Source organism: Pseudomonas sp. 10S4, assembly GCF_034344865.1.
In the GTDB taxonomy this organism is placed as follows: Bacteria; Pseudomonadota; Gammaproteobacteria; order Pseudomonadales; family Pseudomonadaceae; genus Aquipseudomonas.
Genome location: NZ_CP133774.1, coordinates 1,818,490 through 1,836,125, shown reverse-complemented (window position 1 = coordinate 1,836,125; position 17,636 = coordinate 1,818,490). Strand labels below are relative to the sequence as shown.

Here is a 17,636-nt window from a genome sequence, read left to right as displayed (position 1 = left end):
ACTCTCTATTTGCGCAAAAAACGAGCAAGTCTACACCCCTCGACGGGGCAGGACAAAACTCAGCAGAAACAGTGCGGCGGCCGTCACAACAATCGATGGGCCCGCCGGGGTGTCCTTGAACCACGACAACGCCAACCCGCCACACACCGCGAGCATGCCCAGCAGGCTCGCGCCCAATGCCATCTGCTCCGGCGAGCGGGCGTGACGTTGTGCCGCAGCTGCCGGGATGATCAACAACGAGGTAATCAGCAACACACCGACGATTTTCATCGCCACGGCAATCACTATGGCAATCAGCAACATCAGCGTCAGGCGCAACGCTGCCACCGGCAAACCTTCCACCGTGGCCAACTCTTCGTGCACGGTGATCGCCAGCAATGGCCGCCACAACGTCACCAGCAACGCCAGCACCGCCGCACTGCCGCCGAGGATCCAGGCCAGATCGGTCGGGCTGATCGCCAGCAGGTCGCCGAACAGATAGGCCATCAGGTCGATCCGCACTTCATGCATGAAGCTTAGTACCACCAGGCCCAGCGAGAGCGTGCTCGGTGCGAGAATTCCCAAAAGCGTGTCAGACGCCAGCGGCTGACGCTGCTGCAAAGTCACCAGCAACACCGCCAGCAGCAGGCAACCGACGGTCACCGCCACGGTCGGGCTCACGTCCAACAGAAAGCCCAGGGCTACACCCAGCAGCGCGGCGTGGGACAAGGTATCGCCGAAGTAGGCCATCCGGCGCCAGACCACGAACGAACCCAGCGGGCCCGCGACCACGGCCAGGGCCAGACCTGCAAGCAGGGCGTAGAGCAGAAAATCAGCCATGCTTGCAGCTATCTCCATGGACGTGGGGTTGGGCCGACGCGGTCGCGCTGACCACCGAGCCATGCAGGTCATGAGCATGGTCGTGATGGTGGTGATAAATCGCCAGGCTTTGTGCGTTCTTGCCGAACAGCTCGACGAAGGCTGGATCGCCGCTGACGTGTTCCGGGTGCCCGGAGCAACAGACGTGGCGATTCAGGCAAACCACCTGATCGGTGGTGCTCATCACCAGGTGCAAATCGTGGGAAACCATCAGCACGCCGCAGCCGTGACGGTCACGCAAACGCGTGATCAGGCTGTACAACTCGGCCTGACCGGCCACATCGACGCCTTGCACCGGCTCGTCGAGCACGAGCAGTTCCGGTTCACGCAACAGCGCCCGGGCCAGCAGCACACGCTGCATTTCGCCACCAGACACCGTTTGTACCGGGCTGTCGATGACATGCTCGGCGCCGACTTCCTTGAGGGCCGACAACGCACGAGCACGGTCCACTCCCGGCACCAAGCGCAAGAAGCGCAGCACCGACAGCGGCAGGGTTGGATCGACGTGAAGTTTTTGCGGCATGTAGCCAACGCGCAGTTTCGGCTTGCGCCAGACGCTACCGCTGTCCGGTTTCAACAGGCCGAGTACGGCGCGCACCAGAGTGGTTTTGCCAGCGCCGTTGGGGCCGATCAGGGTCACGATCTGCCCTGGCTCGACGCTCAGATCAATGTTTTCCAGCACGCTTTGCCCGGCAAACGTGACTGCAACCTGTTCGAGACGGATCAGCGCGTTGCTCATCAAGCCCCCTGGCAACCCGAGCAGAGCCCGACCACTTCAACGGTCTGGGCCTCCACGACAAATCCGACATCCTTGGCGCTGAAGACAATCGCGTCGCTGATGGATTTTTGTTCAAGTTCAATCGCGGCGTGGCATTCGCGGCAAATCAGGAACTGACCCTGGTGGGCGTGTTCCGGGTGATTGCAGCCAACGAAGGCGTTCAACGACGAGATGCGGTGCACGAGGCCGTTATCCAGCAGGAAATCCAGCGCCCGGTACACGGTCGGTGGCGCTGCGCGTCGACCATCCTGCTCGCTGAGTACCGCCAGGATGTCGTAGGCGCCCAGCGGCTTGTGGCTTTGCCAGACCAGTTCCAGCACCCGCCGGCGCAGGGCGGTCAGGCGCAAACCCTGACGTGCGCACAAGGCATCGGCCTCAGACAATGCGCTATGAACGCAATGAGAGTGGTCGTGGGGACGGCTGGCAATCGGTGTTTTAGGCATGAGCGGCGACGAGTTTTGTGAGAGACGTTATTATGTTACCCGTTCTCGCCTCTTCGAGTGGTCATCGTGTCCCGACTTTTTTCTATCCCTGTCGCATTTATCGCAAGTTTCCTGCTGATTGGCTCGGCTCAAGCGCAAGTCACAGTGCTCACCAGCATCAAGCCACTGCAGTTGATTGCGGCGGCGGTGCAGGACGGAGTGGCGATTCCGGAGGTGCTGCTGCCGCCGGGAGCTTCGCCGCATAACTACGCCTTGCGCCCCTCCGACGTACGGAAAGTGCAGTCGGTGGATCTGGTGTACTGGATCGGTCCGGACATGGAAGGTTTCCTGCCGCGCGTGCTGAAAGGTCGCACACTGCCCACTGTCGCCGTGCAGGATTTGCCTGACCTGAAACTGCGACACTTCGCCGAAGATAGCCAATCTCACGCCGAAGATGCCGACGAACATGACCACGATCATCGTCCGGGGACTCTGGACGCGCATTTGTGGTTGTCGCCGGTGAATGCTCGGGTGATCGCCACGAAAATGGCCGCCGACCTGAGTGCCGCCGATCCCGACAACGCGCCGCGCTATCAGAGCAACCTAAAGGCGTTCGATGAGCGTCTGGATGCTTTGGACCTGCGCCTGAAGGCTCGCCTGGCAGGCATCGCCGGCAAGCCTTACTTCGTGTTCCACGAAGCGTTCGACTACTTCGAAGACGCTTACGGCCTCAAGCACACCGGCGTGTTCAGCGTCGCAGCTGAAGTCCAGCCTGGCGCCCAGCATGTCGCAGCGATGCGCACCCGATTGCAGGAAGTCGGCAAGACCTTGCGTGTTCAGCGAACCGCCGCTGCGGCCACGCCTGGCGGAAACCCTGGTGGCTGGCCTGCCGGTGAAACTGGCAGAACTGGATGCGCTGGGCGGCTACACCCCGGCGACTGCTCAAGGGTATGAGCAGGTACTGGAGAAGTTGGGGAATGATTTGGCAGGGTGCCTGGAGTCGTTGTAACCGACACAGAACCTGTGGCGAGGGGGCTTGCCCCCGTTGGGCTGCGAAGCAGCCCCCAAATTGCCGGTCGATAAATCGCATGGGAGCGCTTCGCACTCCAACGGGGCAAGCCCCCTCGCCACAATTTAAAGGGCGAACGGCAATTGCGTATTGACCTTCTGCCGCTGTGCCAAGCGCAGCTGAAACTCCATCGGATCGTGAATCAACACGTCCTGCCCGGCGAAAGACTCGGCGGCAATCAACCGCGACAGCCAGAACCGCACGCACGCCACTCGCAGCATGGTCGGCCACAACTCGGCCTCGGCCGCAGTAAACGGGCGCAGCGCCGCATAGGCGCCCAACAAGGCCCGGGCTCGCGGCCCGTCGATCAAGCCTTGTTCGTCCGAACACCAGTCATTCAAGGCAATCGCCACGTCGTACAACATCGGCCCGGAACAGGCGTTGTAGAAGTCGATCAACCCGGTCAGGTGCGTGCCTTCGAACATCGCGTTGTCGCGGAACAGGTCGGCGTGGATATTCGCCCGTGGCAGCGCCAGAATTTTCTCTTTTCGCTGAGTGATTTCGTCCAGCGCCCGTTGCAGCAGATCGCTTTGCTCGGCGTTCAGGTGCGAGAGCAACTGCGTGCCCTCCTCCAGCATCCAGTCCAGACCACGATCCGTCTTGCGCTTGATCATGTTGGCCTGGGTCGCCAGGTGCAGATGGCCGAGCAACTCGCCCACCTGTGAACAATGCTGGGCATTGGCGTCCTTGATGTGCTTGCCGGCCAGACGCGGCTGCAACAGCGCCGGCTTGCCCGCCAATTCGCGCAAGGCCACGCCGTCTGTAGTGCGAAGCGCGTAAGGCACCGGCAAGTCAGCGTCGTGCAACACATCAAGCAGTTCGATGAAGAACGGCATTTCCTGAACCGGGCCGCGCTCGACCAGGGTCAGGACAAACTCGCCCTTCTCCAGGCTGATGAAGAAATTGGTGTTTTCGCTACCGGCGGCAATCCCCTGGAAATCGAGCAGGCGGCCGAGCCCGTATGGGGCGAGAAAGGTTTCCAGCTCGGGCCGAGCCAGGGGGTGAACACAGACATGGTTAAAAACTGCTCAGTTCGGGCGCCGCGATCGAGCGGCGCCGATTAAAGTTAAGAAACTACTTCCACTCAAAGATTTTCCACGACGGAATCAACATATCCGGCTGGTCCGAGCGGATGAAGTTTGCATCGGTCCCGTCTGCGCGCACCAGAAAATATGGCGGTGCACCCTTCGGCGTGACCTTAATCGCATACAAGAAGCCGTTTTGGCGGTATTCCTGAATGACCTTGTCCCCTTCCGTGTGGATCGTGACTTCCGGCTCAGCCTTTGACACATCGTCCGCCGCCATGACGGCTAACGGAACGGTTGCAAACAACCCAGCCAGCAACAGGCGATTTAGTGTGCGCATGATAACCTTGTCCCTTTGTCGTCAACGGTCCCGCTATTCTAGCGCCGGACCCGCCGAAAAGGTTGATCCTGCTCATGAGCCAAGCCCCCTCGTCCTGGTGGACGGTTCTTCTTACCTGTACCGCGCGTTTCACGCCTTGCCACCGCTGACCACTTCCAAAGGCCTGCCTACCGGCGCGGTCAAGGGTGTGTTGAACATGCTCAAGAGTCTGCGCAAGCAGTACCCGGACAGCCCGTTCGCCGTGGTGTTCGACGCCAAGGGTGGGACGTTTCGCGATGACATGTACGCCGAATACAAGGCAAATCGCCCAAGCATGCCCGACGACATGCGCGTCCAGATCGAGCCGCTGCACCAAAGCGTGATCGCCCTGGGCTTCCCGTTGCTGTGTGTCGAAGGCGTCGAGGCCGATGACGTGATCGGCACCCTGGCCCGCAGCAGCGCGGCCGCCGACCGCCCGGTGGTGATCTCCACCGGCGACAAAGACATGGCGCAACTGGTCGACGGGCACATTACCTTGGTCAATACCATGACCGGTAGCAGCATGGACGTGGAGGGCGTGAAGGAGAAATTCGGCGTCGCTCCCGAGCAGATCATCGATTATCTGGCGTTGATGGGCGATTCGTCCGACAACATTCCGGGCGTTCCGGGCATTGGCCCGAAGACTGCCTCCGGCCTGCTGGTGGGTGTAAATGGTGGCCTGACCGAGCTCTACGCGCAGCTCGACATTGTCCCGACCCTGCCGATTCGCGGCGCCAAGACCCTGCCGGCCAAGCTTGAAGAGCACAAGGAGATGGCATTCCTCTCCTATAAGCTGGCGACCATCAAGATCGACGTGCCACTGGACATCGGCCTCGACGATCTGCAAATGGGCCAGCCCGATCACGACAAACTCGCCGAGCTCTACACCCTGCTCGAGTTCAGGAGCTGGTTCGACGATAACCAGCGCGACGCCAAGCGTTCCGGCCAGGCAGTTGTCGCGCCAGTGGCTGAAGAAGCCGTCGTCGAAGCCGAACTCAACTACACGACGATCCTCACGCAGGCAGATTTCGACCTCTGGCTGAAGAAGTTGAACGACGCCAAATTGATGGCCTTCGACACCGAAACCACGGGTGTCGATGCACAGCAGGCGCAACTGGTGGGCCTGTCGTTTGCAGTACAAGCCAACGAAGCAGCCTACATCCCGTTGACCCATTCCTACATGGGCGTGCCGGAGCAACTGGATCGCGACACCGTACTGCGGGCACTGAAACCGATCCTCGAAGACCCGAGCAAGCTCAAGGTCGGCCAGCACGCCAAGTTCGACATGAACATCCTGGCCAACTGCGCCATCGGTGGTGATCAGAGCTGCGGCATCACCGTGCAAGGCATTGCCTTCGACACCATGCTCGAGTCCTACGTGCTGGACTCCACCGCGACCCGCCACGACATGGACAGCCTGGCGCTCAAGTACCTGAATCACACCACCACCGGTTTTACCGACATTGCCGGCAAAGGTGCCAAGCAACTGACGTTTGACCAGATCGCCCTGGAACTGGCTGGGCCTTACGCCGCCGAAGATGCCGACGTGACGCTGCGCCTGCATCAAACCTTGCAGGCAAAGCTCAACGCGATCCCAAGCCTGAGCAAGGTCTTGAGCGAAATCGAAATGCCACTGGTACCGGTACTGGCGCGGATTGAGCGTCAGGGCGCGCTGGTCGATGCCGAACTGCTGGGTATTCAGAGCGTTGAGCTGGGCAAGAAAATGGTCGAGCTGGAGCGTGAGGCGTTTGTCCTCGCCGGCGAAGAATTCAACCTGGGTTCGCCGAAGCAATTGGGCGCCATCCTGTACGAAAAACTCGGCCTGCCGATCCTCAGCAAAACCGCAAAAGGCCAGGCGTCCACCGCCGAAGCCGTATTGGCGGAGCTGGCCGATCAGGATTTCCAACTGCCCAAGGTGCTGATGCAGTACCGCTCGATGAGCAAGCTGAAAAGCACCTACACCGACCGCTTGCCGGAGCAGATCAACCCACGCACCGGGCGGATTCATACGTCTTATCATCAAGCCGTCGCCGCGACCGGGCGCTTGTCGTCCAGTGATCCAAACCTGCAGAACATCCCGATCCGCACTGCCGAAGGTCGGCGGATTCGTCAGGCGTTCGTCGCGCCAAAAGGCTACAAACTGCTGGCTGCGGACTACTCGCAGATCGAACTGCGGATCATGGCTCACCTGGCCAAGGACGAAGGCTTGCTGCACGCTTTCCGCAACGACCTGGACGTGCACAAAGCCACCGCCGCCGAAGTCTTCGGGGTCGAACTGACGGCCGTCACCACCGATCAGCGGCGCAGCGCCAAGGCGATCAACTTCGGTCTGATCTACGGCATGAGCGCGTTTGGCCTGGCCAAGCAGATCGGCGTTGATCGCAAACAGTCCCAGGCGTACATCGATCGCTATTTCGCCCGCTATCCTGGCGTTCTCGAGTACATGGAACGCACCCGCACCCAGGCTGCCGAGCAGGGTTTCGTCGAAACCATTTTCGGCCGTCGCCTGTACCTGCCGGATATCAACGCGAAAAACCCGGCCCTGCGCAAAGGCGCCGAGCGCACGGCGATCAATGCCCCGATGCAAGGCACCGCGGCAGACATCATCAAGAAAGCCATGGTGGCAGTGGATAACTGGCTGACGTCGTCAGGCCTGGACGCCAAAGTGATCCTGCAGGTACACGATGAATTGGTGCTTGAAGTGCGTGAGGACCTAGTTGATCAGGTGCGCGAAGAGATTCGCGCCCACATGAGCAACGCCGTGAAGCTGGACGTACCGCTTCTGGTAGAGGTTGGCGTAGGCAATAACTGGGATGAGGCTCACTGAGCCGCCTGAAAAGGGGCGCTTCTGCTGCGGCCTGGTACCGCGGCAAAATCTGGCGAAGGGCTATTAGTTCGAAAAATGCCTCGGGTTATTCCAAAGGCATTTTAAAAAATTCTGAACTAATTCCGTGAACCGCAACTCAGAGTAACTGAATGGCTGGTGAAGCCCTTCGATGCTCCTATGTTGTGTTAAGTGTTGGCAGATATCTGGACCCCGCCCTAGCGGTCCGGAACTTGAACCCCGGAACTTCCCCCTCCCCATACGAAGTCCGGGGTTTTTTTGCCTGTAAGAAAGCCTTACTCGGCAATCTCGGCGCCTTTGTCTGCCAATTCCATCCAGCCTGCCAATACAGTGTAGGCGTCTTCCAGGCCCAAGCGTTTTGGTGCCGAAAACAACTGGATGCTGATCGTATCGCCCCAACCCTTACGGATATCGGCCTGTACTTTGAGCAGGACGTTTTTCGCTGCGCCGTAGGTCAACTTGTCGGCCTTGGTCAGCAAAATGTGCATCGGCATGCCGCTGGCGACTGCCCAGTCGAGCATCAGCAAGTCGAAGTCGGTCATTGGATGACGGATGTCCATCATCAGGATCAGACCTTTCAAACTCTCGCGACCGCCCAGATAAGCTTCCAGGTGACGCTGCCAGTGCAGCTTCAGCGGGATGGGTACTTTTGCATAACCGTAGCCTGGAAGGTCGACCAGACGACGATCATCGTCTAGCTTGAAGAAGTTCAACAACTGCGTGCGACCCGGAGTTTTCGAGGTCCGCGCCAGGCTGGCGTGAGTCAGGGTGTTCAGCGCGCTGGATTTACCAGCGTTGGAACGCCCGGCAAAGGCTACTTCAAAGCCCTCGTCGTCCGGACATTGGTCGACTTTGGCAGCGCTGAGCATGAAGGTGGACTGTTGGCACAGGCCGAGGATGGGGTTCTTGAGTTGCATGGGATTTCCGATGTGGGCGGCGCCGGGAATGGACGCGGCAAGCGGTGTCGTTTCCGTTTCAGTGACGCCAGTATATAATGCCGCAGATTTTGTGTGCGCTTTGTCCCAGCGTAGGATGAAGTTCACGAGAGCGATAGACCTTGATTGCGCACTAGAACGCAGAACGCTCTCAACCCTGAAAAGGTCGTTTTATGACGAAATGGCTGCTAGCTGCCGGGGTCTTGATGCCGCTTTACAGCGCGCAGGCTACACAGGATCCGGAAGCTGTGTACAACCGTGTTTGTGGTGCCTGTCATTCCGGCCAACTACCCATGGCGCCTCAAAAGGGCGATCAGGAAGCTTGGACGCCGAGGTTGGCGAAAGGTATGGAGACGCTGGTGCAACACGTGACCCAGGGTTTCAAGGCGATGCCGCCGCGTGGTTTGTGCATGGACTGCAGTGCCGAGGATTACCAAGCCATCATCCGTTGGATGAGCGAGTAAGCCCGGCCCATAACTCTTTAACCCTTAGCCGTAGTTGGATTAGCTGATGAACAAATTGATCGTGAGTCTGCTGTTGACCGTGGGGATCTCCGGCATTGCCCATGCTGCAGGTGATGCAACTGCTGGTCAGGCGAAAGCCGCAGTATGTGGCGCCTGTCATGGCCCGGATGGCAACAGCATGGCGCCTAACTTTCCGAAACTGGCAGGCCAGGGCGAGCGTTATCTGAACAAGCAGTTGCACGACATCAAGTCCGGTAAACGTACGGTACTGGAAATGACCGGCCTGCTGACCAACCTGAGCGATCAGGACCTGGCCGATCTCGCCGCTTACTTCTCCAGCCAGAAAGGCAGCGTTGGCGCCGCCGACCCTAAAGTCGTGGCTCGCGGTGAAGCACTGTTCCGTGGTGGCGACCTGACCAAGAACATGCCGGCCTGCACCGGTTGCCACTCGCCGAATGGCGCAGGTAATGCCGCCGCCGGCTTCCCGCACCTGGGTGGCCAGCACGCTCAATACGTCGCCAAGCAACTGACCGACTTCCGAAAAGAAGAAGGCGGCCGGACCAACGATGGCGATACCAAAATCATGCAAACCATCGCCAAAAAAATGAGCGACGAAGAAATTGCAGCGGTGTCCAGCTACATTCAAGGCCTGCACTAAGGCCTGCGGATCGAGCGTTGCGGGCGATGGACATCTCCTGCAACGTTAACGCTCGATTAATCCGTCGATGCAAGCATAAAAAGGGTGGCTTTGGCCGCCCTTTTTGTGGCCGCTGCCGTTACACTACAGAACTCAAGCCCGCCATGATCTGTCTGAAAACAGGTCGCGCGAGGCGACCCAATTTGTCCAGGAGTAAAGCATGCGTAATCTGATCATCAGCGCCGCACTCGTCGCTGCCAGCCTGTTCGGCATGACCGCACAAGCCGCTGAAGCACCCGCCGCACCTTATGTCGAATTGACCAACCCGGTGCCGGTCGCCGAGCCTGGCAAGATCGAAGTGGTGGAACTGTTCTGGTATGGCTGCCCGCATTGCTACGCTTTCGAACCGGTGATCAATCCCTGGGTTGCGAAATTGCCGGCCGACGTACACTTCGTGCGTATTCCAGCCATGTTCGGCGGCCCTTGGGATGCACACGGTCAAATGTTCCTGACCCTGGAAGCCATGGGCGTTGAGAGCAAGGTCCATGCTGCGGTTTTCGAAGCCATCCAGAAAGAACACAAGAAATTGATCGATAAACAGGACATGGCTGACTTCCTGGCGACCCAAGGTGTAGACAAGGACAAGTTCCTGGCCACATTTGACTCTTTCGCCATCAAAGGTCAAATCATCAAGGCCCGTGAACTGGCCAAGAAATATGAAATCTCCGGCGTTCCAACCATGATCGTCAACGGCAAGTATCGCTTTGACGTGGGCTCCGCCGGCGGCGCCGAGCAAGCCCTGCAACTGGCCGACAAACTGGTCGCCCAAGAGCGAGCGGCTAACAAGGCTGCTGCCAACTAAGCGCGGCCCCTGCCATGCGCCGCTGGGGTACTGAACGCGTGGTTGGCCTGCATGAACCGCAGATCAACACGCATCACCTGGAATCGACGGGCCTGCCCGCAGACAGCCGTCTGCGCTTGCTCAGCTTCAATATCCAGGTGGGCATCAGTACTGAGCGCTATCGGCACTATCTGACCCGTGGCTGGCAACACCTGTTGCCGCACACCGGGCGTGCCGGCAATCTGCAAAAGATCGGCAATCTGCTCGGCGACTTCGATCTGGTCGCCTTGCAGGAAGCCGATGGCGGCAGCCTGCGATCAGGCTACGTCAATCAGGTCGAACACCTGGCCCAGCTCGGCGCCTTCCCTTACTGGTATCAACAACTCAATCGCAACCTCGGTCGCTTCGGCCAGCACAGCAATGGCGTGCTCAGCCGCCTGCGCCCATGGGCGATTGAAGACCATCCGCTACCGGGTCCAAAGGGCCGCGGGGCGATCCTGGTGCGTTTCGGCGAAGGTCCGGACGCATTGGTCGTCGTGATGATGCACCTGGCTCTCGGCGCCCGTGTACGCAGTCTGCAACTGGCCTATATCCGCGAGTTGATCGGCGGCTACAAACACCAGGTACTGATGGGCGACATGAACACCCACGCCAGTGACTTGCTGCAAAACTCTCCGCTGCGCGACCTCGGTCTGCTGGCGCCGCAGCTGGAAGCGACGTTCCCCAGCTGGCGCCCGCAGCGCTGCCTGGACCATATTCTGCTTAGCCCGACCTTGACCCTTGAAAGGGTCGAAGTGCTGGCACAACCGATTTCCGATCACCTGCCGGTCGCGGTAGAGATTCGTCTGCCGGGTTCGCTCACGGCCGATGCATTGCCCGCGTTGAGTCCTGCCCCTCGCGGATCCCATGAATGAGCGACGAAGCACAACGCTGGAAAGAGAAGTACCTCAAAAGCATCGAACAACAGGAAAAGCTCGAACGTCGCTGGGACGCCCGGCTCGACTTGCTGCGACGCGGGCTGGTACGCAGCACTCTGGCGGCCGAGGGCACCGACCGCGCCGTTGACCTGTGCATGAAGGAAATGCGCGAAGTCGTGCGCACTGATGACATGGATGCCGGCCTTGCAGCGTTACTGCCTCGACTGGAAAAAGCCGTGCTCGACTCCGAGCAGCGCCGCGAAACCCGGGCTGATCAGGTCAGTGCTGCACTGAACGCGCTGGTCACGCAGCTCCAGGCATTGCCATTGCCTCGGGAAGTCAGCCGTCCCCTCAAGACCTTTGCCAAACAACTGGACGGGCGCGTCGGCCAGGCCCGAGAGATTCCTTTGTTGCTCAGCGAACTGAGCGGCTTGCAAGGCAAAGCCCTGAACCAGCTGGAGAACCCGGCCGAGCCTGGTCGCCCAGGTTTGCTGCAACGGTTGTTCGGCAGTCGGGAAGTGGAAGAATCAGCGCCAACGGTTGCTGCCCCCGCCGCCACGCAGGCTCAGGCGCCGACCCAGCAATCTGCGGAGCCGCCAGCTCCTGCTCCTGTGGCCGAAGCACCGCAGCCAACGGCTGAGCCCGCGCCAACCATCCATATGCCGCAGGAGACGCCGCCGACAGCCTTGGCGGCGCCGATTGCAGCCGCTATGCCAGAGTCACCGGCGCCGCAGCAATTACCGACACCGACACCGGAAGTCGTAACATTTGTCCCACCGGTTCTGGAGCCGCAAATAGAGCGCGCGCCAGCCCAAGCCCCGGCATCGCTGCCTGCCGCTGAACAGCCCCACGAAGCGACTCCATCGATCATCGCGCCTGCGGCTCCCGCTCAACCGGCGATCAACCCAGATGAACTGACCCCGGCGGCTGTTTCTGAAACACCGGTATTCCTCGACAGCCTGCCCTTACCTTTGGTCATGGCGCAGGCGCTGGCCGCGATTGATCCGGAGCACCCCGAGGAAGATATCCTCTATGCCCTGCCCGACTCACCGGAGCCGTCCTACAGCTCCGTCGCCACGCACATCGAAGAAACACTGCTGGGCCTGCTCGACGACTTGACGCTGCCGGAACGCCATCGCCCACAAGCCGAGGCAATGCGCAGTCGCCTGCAAAATGGTCTGAACTGGTACGAATTGCTGCCGATCCTCGACGACCTGGCCACCTTGATGCTGGCGATCACCGACAGCGGCCAGCACGAATTCGAAGCGTATTTGCAGCAGCTCAACGAGCGCCTCGAGTCATTTCAGAGCAACCTGCAAGCCGCCAGCGCCGGTCATGCCGATAACCGCTCCGCCGCACGGGAGATGGACACGCAGATCCGCGAACAAGTCGACGGTTTGCAAACGAGCATGCAGGACGCGGCCGACCTGGAAGACCTCAAACACGTACTGGAAAACCATCTCGAAGGTTTGCTGGGCACCATGGACCAGCATCAAAAGCAGCGAGACGAGCGCGAACAAGAAGTCGCGGCCCGTCTGCAAGGCCTGGCCGAACGGGTCGCACACATGGAACAGGAAGCGCTCGGCTACCGTGAGCACCTTGAGGAGCAGCGTCAAAAAGCCCTGATCGACCCGCTGACCGGCCTGCCCAACCGCGCCGCCTGGAGCGAACGACTGGAACACGAGATAGGCGAGTGGCAGCAGCATGGCAATACGTTAATGCTGGCCATGCTCGATCTCGACCATTTCAAACGCATCAACGATAACTATGGGCACCTGGCCGGCGACAAGGTGCTGAAAATCATCGCGAGCGTACTGCGCAAACGCCTGCGCGGGTCGGACTTTATTGCTCGCTTTGGTGGTGAAGAGTTCGTCTTGATGATGCCCGCCACAGTACCGGCTGTCGGGGCAAAACTGCTGGAGAGCCTGCGCGCATCGATTGAAGCCTGCCCTTTTCACTTCAAGGGTGAGCGAGTGACCGTCACTATTTCGATGGGACTCACAGCGTTCAAGCCCGGCGAGCATAGCGACATGGTGCTTAAAAGAGCCGATCAGGCGCTATACCGGGCCAAAAACGCCGGGCGTAATCGTGTGGAGCTGGGCTAAAGCCCAGTTGTCTCATTTTGTTTAAAGCAGCCCTTTTGCCGTCGACAAGCAAAGCATTACGTTACACTGTTGCATTATCGTCTTTCGCGTACTGCCTTCTGCCATGAAATATATTGCCCTCGTTGTGTCGCTGCTATTACTGGCCGGTTGTGCCAGCGGTCCTCGTTTCGACACCAGCCACCCTTCCGCCAATCACGACAGCCGCGTGCAGTTTGTGGTGGTGCACTACACCAACGCGTCGCTGGAGCGTTCGCTGCAATTATTGACCCATGGCGAAGTCAGCAGCCACTACTTGATCGGTGATGACAAGGGCGCGACCGTCTACAAACTGGTCGATGAAAACCTGCGCGCCTGGCACGCCGGGGAAAGTGAATGGCAAGGCCGGACGTGGTTGAACTCCAGCTCCATCGGCATCGAGATCGTCAATCCGGGCTTCCGCGACACGCCGACCGGTCGCGTCTGGTATCCGTACAGCGAAGCTCAGGTCCAGGCCTTGATCGTACTGCTCAAGGACATCAGCAAACGCAACGGCATCAGTCCCCGGCACATCATCGGCCATAGCGACATTGCCCCACTGCGTAAACTTGATCCGGGGCCGCTGTTCCCTTGGAAGCGTCTGGCCGCTGAAGGTCTGGGCATCTGGCCGAACGAGCAAGCCGTCGCGAGCCGCCAAGCACAGTTCGCGGCAGAACTGCCGAGCATCGGCTGGTTCCAGGAAGAGCTCGCGCGCCTGGGCTACGCGACGCCGCAGACCGGCGAACTGGATGTGGCCACCCGACATGTGCTGGCGGCCTTCCAGATGCATTTCCGCCCTTCGCGTTTCGACGGCATCCCGGACGCGCAAACCGCGGCCATGCTTTTGGTGCTTAATCAGACAAAATAATGACGCCCGCCCGACGGTCAGCCCTAAATCCAAATCAGCAGCTATAACTCATTGGTAATACTTCGGATATTCCATGATGCCTGCAGCGCGAGAGAGGTTGCGTAGTTGGTTCTATCGCCCTTGGTTTTTGGCGATGATGGCTGCTGTCCTGAGTGCAACACTGCTGATGGCTGCCAGTCTGTTTATGGCGATGCATCAAGTCGAGCAAGACGAAAGCCAGGAAATGAACGCCCAGGGCGAGCGCTTCCTCGCTCGTTTGGAACAGCTGTTCGGACAACTGCGTGAAAGCCTCGATGATCTGGAAGCCCAGCCGTTGCGAACCTGCGACGACGAAATGATCGCCACCTTGCAGCAGATCAGCTTCAGCTACCGCTTCGTCTACGAAGCCGCTTATATGGACGCCACCCGGATCTGCTCCAACCGCCCCCGCCAAGAAGGGCTGTCGGTAGTACGACCGCCGGACATCAAAGGCCCCACCTACAATTATTGGCTCAATACCACCACCGAACCCGATGAAAACCGCGCGGCGCTGATGCTGGGTCGTGGCAATTTCCGGGTGGCGACCTCTCGCGGGCATTTGACCGACATGGTCGACCTCTCGCCCGGCAGCAGTCTGCTGGTGGTGCTCGATCATGGGACCCGGGCGATTCCGGTACTGGGCGTCGAGCAGGCCTGGCCACCGACGGAACCCTGGCCACCGAAGAGCAGCGACGCGCTGCAAGTGACGCATAGCCGTTTGATTTACCGCATGCCCACCAACAATCCTGAGTACCAGTTGGTGCTGATCTCTCCACGCAGCGGCATGCATGTGCCTGCGGTCTGGTGGTGGCTAGTGCCAGCGAGTCTGGCGCTCGGCGCTTTCGTCGGTTTCCTGGTATTTCTGCTGGCGCGCCAGCGTCAATCGCTGGATGCCGAACTGCATGGCGCGATACGCCGTGGCGAGTTGCAGGTGTTGTATCAACCGATCTTCGATCTCGACAGCCGCCACTGCGTCGGCGCTGAAGCGCTGCTGCGCTGGCGACGACCGGACGGCACGCTGACCAGCCCCGATCTGTTTATCCCCATGGCGGAAAACACCGGGCAGATCCGCCAGATGACCGACTTCGTCTTGCAGCGCCTGCTTGAACAGTTGGGGCAACTGCTACGGGCCAATCCGCAGCTGTATATCTCGGTCAACCTCGCAGCTTGCGATGTCATGGTGCCGCGTATCGGCCAAGTGATGGCGCGCCTGCTGACCTTGCACCGGGTTGCAGCCAAGCAGATTGCCTTCGAAGTGACTGAGCGCGGGTTGATTGATGTGGTGGTAGCGCGGGAAAACCTGCAAGCCTTGCGTGATGTCGGGCATCAGGTGTTGATCGACGACTTCGGCACCGGCTATTGCAGCCTGGCCTATCTGCAAACCTTGCCGGTGGATTGCCTGAAAATCGACAAGGCCTTTATCGATGCCCTGGGCCATGACGCCGCCAGCAGCGGTGTCGCGCCGCACATCATTCACATGGCCCAGGCCCTGCAACTCAAGGTGATCGCCGAAGGCATCGAGCATGAAGCCCAAGCGGCGTTCCTGAGCAGCGAAGGCGTGAAGTTCGGTCAGGGCTGGCTGTTCGCCCATGCGCTGAGTGCCGTGCAGTTCATCGAGCTGATCACCCGTGGCCGCCGCCAGAGCAACCGACGGCTGGATGACGAAGCGTAAAAGCGGCTTTTATACCGCTAGAGCCATATAGAACTGCGTGCCCTGCCCCGGCCGCGAATAAACCCCCATCCGCCCGCCATGCAATTGCACGATTTCCTTGCACAACGCCAGGCCCAGCCCGGCACCGCCCTTTTTGCGACCGACCTGCACGAACGGCTCGAAGATCCGCCCTTGCTGGCCGTAGGCTATGCCTTCGCCATTATCCTCGACGCTGATGATCACCCGCTCGCCGTGGCGCCGGGCCTGCAAGCGGATCTGCCCGTCCTGGGCGGTATGGCGCAAGGCATTGTCGATCAGGTTATCGAGCACTCGATCCAGCTGCGCCTGATCTGCCTGCAAACGCGGCAATGGCCCCTGCACTTCCACCAGCAAGTCGATGCCCCTCTCAGCGGCCGACCCTGCAAAACGGCCCTGCGCCTGCTCCAGCAAGTCTTCGATGGAGCACGGCCCCAGCGTGAGCTTCTGCAAACCATTCTGGTAGCGGGAGAAGTTCAGCAGGTCGTTGATCAACTGCATCAAGCGCTGCATTTCTTCGTTCACGGTGTCGAGTAAGTCCGCTTCGCGTGAATCCTGCGGAAATTTCGCCCGCTCGCGAAACAGGCCGAACGCCATGTGCATGCCGGTGACCGGCGTGCGCAACTCGTGGGAGGCACGCAATACGAACTCACTGCGTACCCGTTCGAACGCCCGCTGCTCGGTGACGTCATGCAACACCATCACCGCGCCAAGGATATGCCCCTGGGTATGGCTGACCGGGGTCAGGCTGTAGGTCAACAGCCGCGACTCGCCATCGACTTCGACGCTCAGGTCTTCCGGCGCCCGCTCCAGCGTTCCGCCACGCAAGACCAATTGCAGTTGTTCATCCAGTTCGGGACGTTCGAGCGCCGCACCCAACCCCTGGCCAAGACGCTCGGTGTCCCAACCCAATTGCCGCTGCGCCACCGGGTTAAGGTGCTCCAGATGGCCCTGACGGTCGATCATCAGCAAACCATCATCGATGCTGTCGAGTACCGCCTGCAAACGTTGCTGGCCGGCCAGCAACTCGTCGACATTGGTCGCTTGGTGCTCACGCAAGGCCTCGGCCATGATCCCAAAGCGGCGCGTCAGCTGATTCATTTCCGCCGCCGAGGATAGCGGCAGCGTTACTTCGAAATTGCCCTGGCCAATGTTGTCCGCGGCCTTGGCCAGGGCTTCAATTGGCCCGCCGAAACGTCGGGCGATCGCGTGGGCCGTGATGAAACCGATGATTAATACCGCCAGCCCGACCAAACCGAGCAGGCCGGCGATCAGCAGCGCTCGATCACGGGCCTTTTGCTGGGTGTCATTGATATTGTCCAGTGCGCGCTTGTGTTCGGAGATCAAGCCATTGCGCAACGCGTTGAATTTTTCCGTGAGCGCTTCATTGCCATTCAGCACATGCGTCGGGTCGCGGGACTCGCTGTATGCCTGGAGAAAACTCAGGTAATCCGTCTTGGCTTGACTGAAACCGTACTGGGCGCCATCGCCCGATTGCTCATGGGCGATGCCTTCATCGAGCAATTGAAAGTAATGCTGCTTGGAGGCCTCGAATGCCGCTGGATCAGCGTTCTCGCTGAGCATGATGATCAGTTGGTCGCCCAACGTCTGCCGCAACTTAAGGCCCAAATCGAGGGTGATAAAGTTATTGCGGGCCAGCGCTTCTTGAGTTCCGGCCATCTGCATCACGCTGACTACCCCTAGCAGCAGCCCGAGCAACGCCACGGTGATCAGTGCGGAGATACTTAGAAAGAGCCGGGTCCGCAACTTCATCGCGAGTTTCATCGGATGTTG

The 17,636-nt window shown here is 59.9% G+C and carries 14 protein-coding genes and 2 pseudogenes; 9 read left to right on the top strand and 7 right to left on the bottom strand.

Annotated elements, in window-relative coordinates:
- Positions 1-30 precede the first annotated feature (30 nt).
- The 3 genes from znuB to zur are packed head-to-tail and all read right to left on the bottom strand — an operon-like array spanning position 31 to position 2,079.
- The gene (gene znuB / locus RHM58_RS08615; RefSeq protein ID WP_322270092.1) at positions 31-819 is read right to left on the bottom strand and encodes a zinc ABC transporter permease subunit ZnuB; all 789 of its coding nucleotides are present in this window, start codon (positions 817-819) and stop codon (positions 31-33) included.
- On the bottom strand, positions 812-1,597 hold the full coding sequence (gene znuC / locus RHM58_RS08610) for a zinc ABC transporter ATP-binding protein ZnuC (protein ID WP_322270091.1): 786 nt from the start codon (positions 1,595-1,597) through the stop codon (positions 812-814). Before znuC ends, znuB begins: the two co-directional genes overlap by 8 nt.
- Complete coding sequence (gene zur / locus RHM58_RS08605; RefSeq protein WP_201195974.1) at positions 1,597-2,079, bottom strand: zinc uptake transcriptional repressor Zur; 483 nt, start codon at positions 2,077-2,079, stop codon at positions 1,597-1,599. Before zur ends, znuC begins: the two co-directional genes overlap by 1 nt.
- Positions 2,080-2,145: 66 nt before the next feature.
- Between zur and RHM58_RS08600 the strand changes: the two are divergent.
- Positions 2,146-3,067 (top strand): annotated as a pseudogene (locus tag RHM58_RS08600) (zinc ABC transporter substrate-binding protein).
- 125 nt (positions 3,068-3,192) lie between these two features.
- Here RHM58_RS08600 and RHM58_RS08595 read toward each other — a convergent pair.
- Both RHM58_RS08595 and RHM58_RS08590 read right to left on the bottom strand, forming a co-directional pair.
- Positions 3,193-4,142 (bottom strand): annotated as a pseudogene (locus RHM58_RS08595) (homoserine kinase).
- Between the two features lie 59 nt (positions 4,143-4,201).
- A complete protein-coding gene (locus tag RHM58_RS08590) occupies positions 4,202-4,492 on the bottom strand; it encodes a DUF2782 domain-containing protein (protein ID WP_201199341.1) in 291 nt (96 codons plus the stop codon).
- A gap of 94 nt (positions 4,493-4,586) precedes the next feature.
- On the opposite strand from RHM58_RS08590, the gene polA reads away from it, so the two are divergent.
- Positions 4,587-7,337, top strand: coding sequence for a DNA polymerase I (gene polA / locus RHM58_RS08585; RefSeq protein ID WP_322270821.1), 2,751 nt, complete (start codon positions 4,587-4,589; stop codon positions 7,335-7,337).
- Positions 7,338-7,630: 293 nt separating this feature from the next.
- Here the strand turns inward: polA and yihA are convergent, their stop codons facing one another.
- A complete protein-coding gene (gene yihA / locus RHM58_RS08580) occupies positions 7,631-8,272 on the bottom strand; it encodes a ribosome biogenesis GTP-binding protein YihA/YsxC (protein ID WP_201199339.1) in 642 nt (213 codons plus the stop codon).
- A 191-nt stretch (positions 8,273-8,463) separates the two neighbouring features.
- On the opposite strand from yihA, the gene RHM58_RS08575 reads away from it, so the two are divergent.
- From RHM58_RS08575 to RHM58_RS08545, 7 genes are all read left to right on the top strand, one after another.
- Positions 8,464-8,754: a c-type cytochrome gene (locus tag RHM58_RS08575; RefSeq protein ID WP_201199338.1), complete on the top strand. Its 291-nt coding sequence runs from the start codon at positions 8,464-8,466 to the stop codon at positions 8,752-8,754.
- Between the two features lie 46 nt (positions 8,755-8,800).
- Positions 8,801-9,412 carry a c-type cytochrome gene (locus tag RHM58_RS08570; protein WP_322270089.1) on the top strand — a complete coding sequence of 204 codons (612 nt, stop codon included), beginning with the start codon at positions 8,801-8,803 and terminating at the stop codon, positions 9,410-9,412.
- Positions 9,413-9,611: 199 nt separating this feature from the next.
- Positions 9,612-10,253 (top strand): thiol:disulfide interchange protein DsbA/DsbL, encoded by a 642-nt coding sequence (locus RHM58_RS08565; protein ID WP_201199336.1) that lies wholly within the window; start codon positions 9,612-9,614, stop codon positions 10,251-10,253.
- A gap of 14 nt (positions 10,254-10,267) precedes the next feature.
- The gene (locus RHM58_RS08560; RefSeq protein WP_201199334.1) at positions 10,268-11,146 is read left to right on the top strand and encodes an endonuclease/exonuclease/phosphatase family protein; all 879 of its coding nucleotides are present in this window, start codon (positions 10,268-10,270) and stop codon (positions 11,144-11,146) included.
- Positions 11,143-13,254, top strand: coding sequence for a GGDEF domain-containing protein (locus tag RHM58_RS08555; RefSeq protein WP_322270088.1), 2,112 nt, complete (start codon positions 11,143-11,145; stop codon positions 13,252-13,254). Before RHM58_RS08560 ends, RHM58_RS08555 begins: the two co-directional genes overlap by 4 nt.
- A 103-nt stretch (positions 13,255-13,357) precedes the next feature.
- Positions 13,358-14,137, top strand: coding sequence for an N-acetylmuramoyl-L-alanine amidase (locus tag RHM58_RS08550; protein WP_201199324.1), 780 nt, complete (start codon positions 13,358-13,360; stop codon positions 14,135-14,137).
- Between the two features lie 76 nt (positions 14,138-14,213).
- Positions 14,214-15,827: an EAL domain-containing protein gene (locus tag RHM58_RS08545; RefSeq protein WP_201199322.1), complete on the top strand. Its 1,614-nt coding sequence runs from the start codon at positions 14,214-14,216 to the stop codon at positions 15,825-15,827.
- Positions 15,828-15,836: 9 nt separating this feature from the next.
- On the opposite strand, the gene RHM58_RS08540 is transcribed toward RHM58_RS08545, so the two are convergent.
- The gene (locus tag RHM58_RS08540; protein ID WP_201199320.1) at positions 15,837-17,627 is read right to left on the bottom strand and encodes an ATP-binding protein; all 1,791 of its coding nucleotides are present in this window, start codon (positions 17,625-17,627) and stop codon (positions 15,837-15,839) included.
- Between the last annotated feature and the right edge of the window lie 9 nt (positions 17,628-17,636).

What these genes read in the sequence shown, in the direction of transcription:
- RHM58_RS08560 (WP_201199334.1), top strand. Translation starts at nt 10,268, where the DNA reads ATGCGCCGCTGGGGTACTGAACGCGTGGTTGGCCTGCATGAACCGCAG.
- RHM58_RS08570 (WP_322270089.1), top strand. Translation starts at nt 8,801, where the DNA reads ATGAACAAATTGATCGTGAGTCTGCTGTTGACCGTGGGGATCTCCGGC.
- RHM58_RS08550 (WP_201199324.1), top strand. Translation starts at nt 13,358, where the DNA reads ATGAAATATATTGCCCTCGTTGTGTCGCTGCTATTACTGGCCGGTTGT.
- RHM58_RS08590 (WP_201199341.1), bottom strand. Translation starts at nt 4,492, where the DNA reads ATGCGCACACTAAATCGCCTGTTGCTGGCTGGGTTGTTTGCAACCGTT.
- znuB (WP_322270092.1), bottom strand. Translation starts at nt 819, where the DNA reads ATGGCTGATTTTCTGCTCTACGCCCTGCTTGCAGGTCTGGCCCTGGCC.
- yihA (WP_201199339.1), bottom strand. Translation starts at nt 8,272, where the DNA reads ATGCAACTCAAGAACCCCATCCTCGGCCTGTGCCAACAGTCCACCTTC.
- RHM58_RS08555 (WP_322270088.1), top strand. Translation starts at nt 11,143, where the DNA reads ATGAGCGACGAAGCACAACGCTGGAAAGAGAAGTACCTCAAAAGCATC.
- RHM58_RS08575 (WP_201199338.1), top strand. Translation starts at nt 8,464, where the DNA reads ATGACGAAATGGCTGCTAGCTGCCGGGGTCTTGATGCCGCTTTACAGC.
- zur (WP_201195974.1), bottom strand. Translation starts at nt 2,079, where the DNA reads ATGCCTAAAACACCGATTGCCAGCCGTCCCCACGACCACTCTCATTGC.
- znuC (WP_322270091.1), bottom strand. Translation starts at nt 1,597, where the DNA reads ATGAGCAACGCGCTGATCCGTCTCGAACAGGTTGCAGTCACGTTTGCC.
- RHM58_RS08565 (WP_201199336.1), top strand. Translation starts at nt 9,612, where the DNA reads ATGCGTAATCTGATCATCAGCGCCGCACTCGTCGCTGCCAGCCTGTTC.
- RHM58_RS08545 (WP_201199322.1), top strand. Translation starts at nt 14,214, where the DNA reads ATGCCTGCAGCGCGAGAGAGGTTGCGTAGTTGGTTCTATCGCCCTTGG.
- RHM58_RS08540 (WP_201199320.1), bottom strand. Translation starts at nt 17,627, where the DNA reads ATGAAACTCGCGATGAAGTTGCGGACCCGGCTCTTTCTAAGTATCTCC.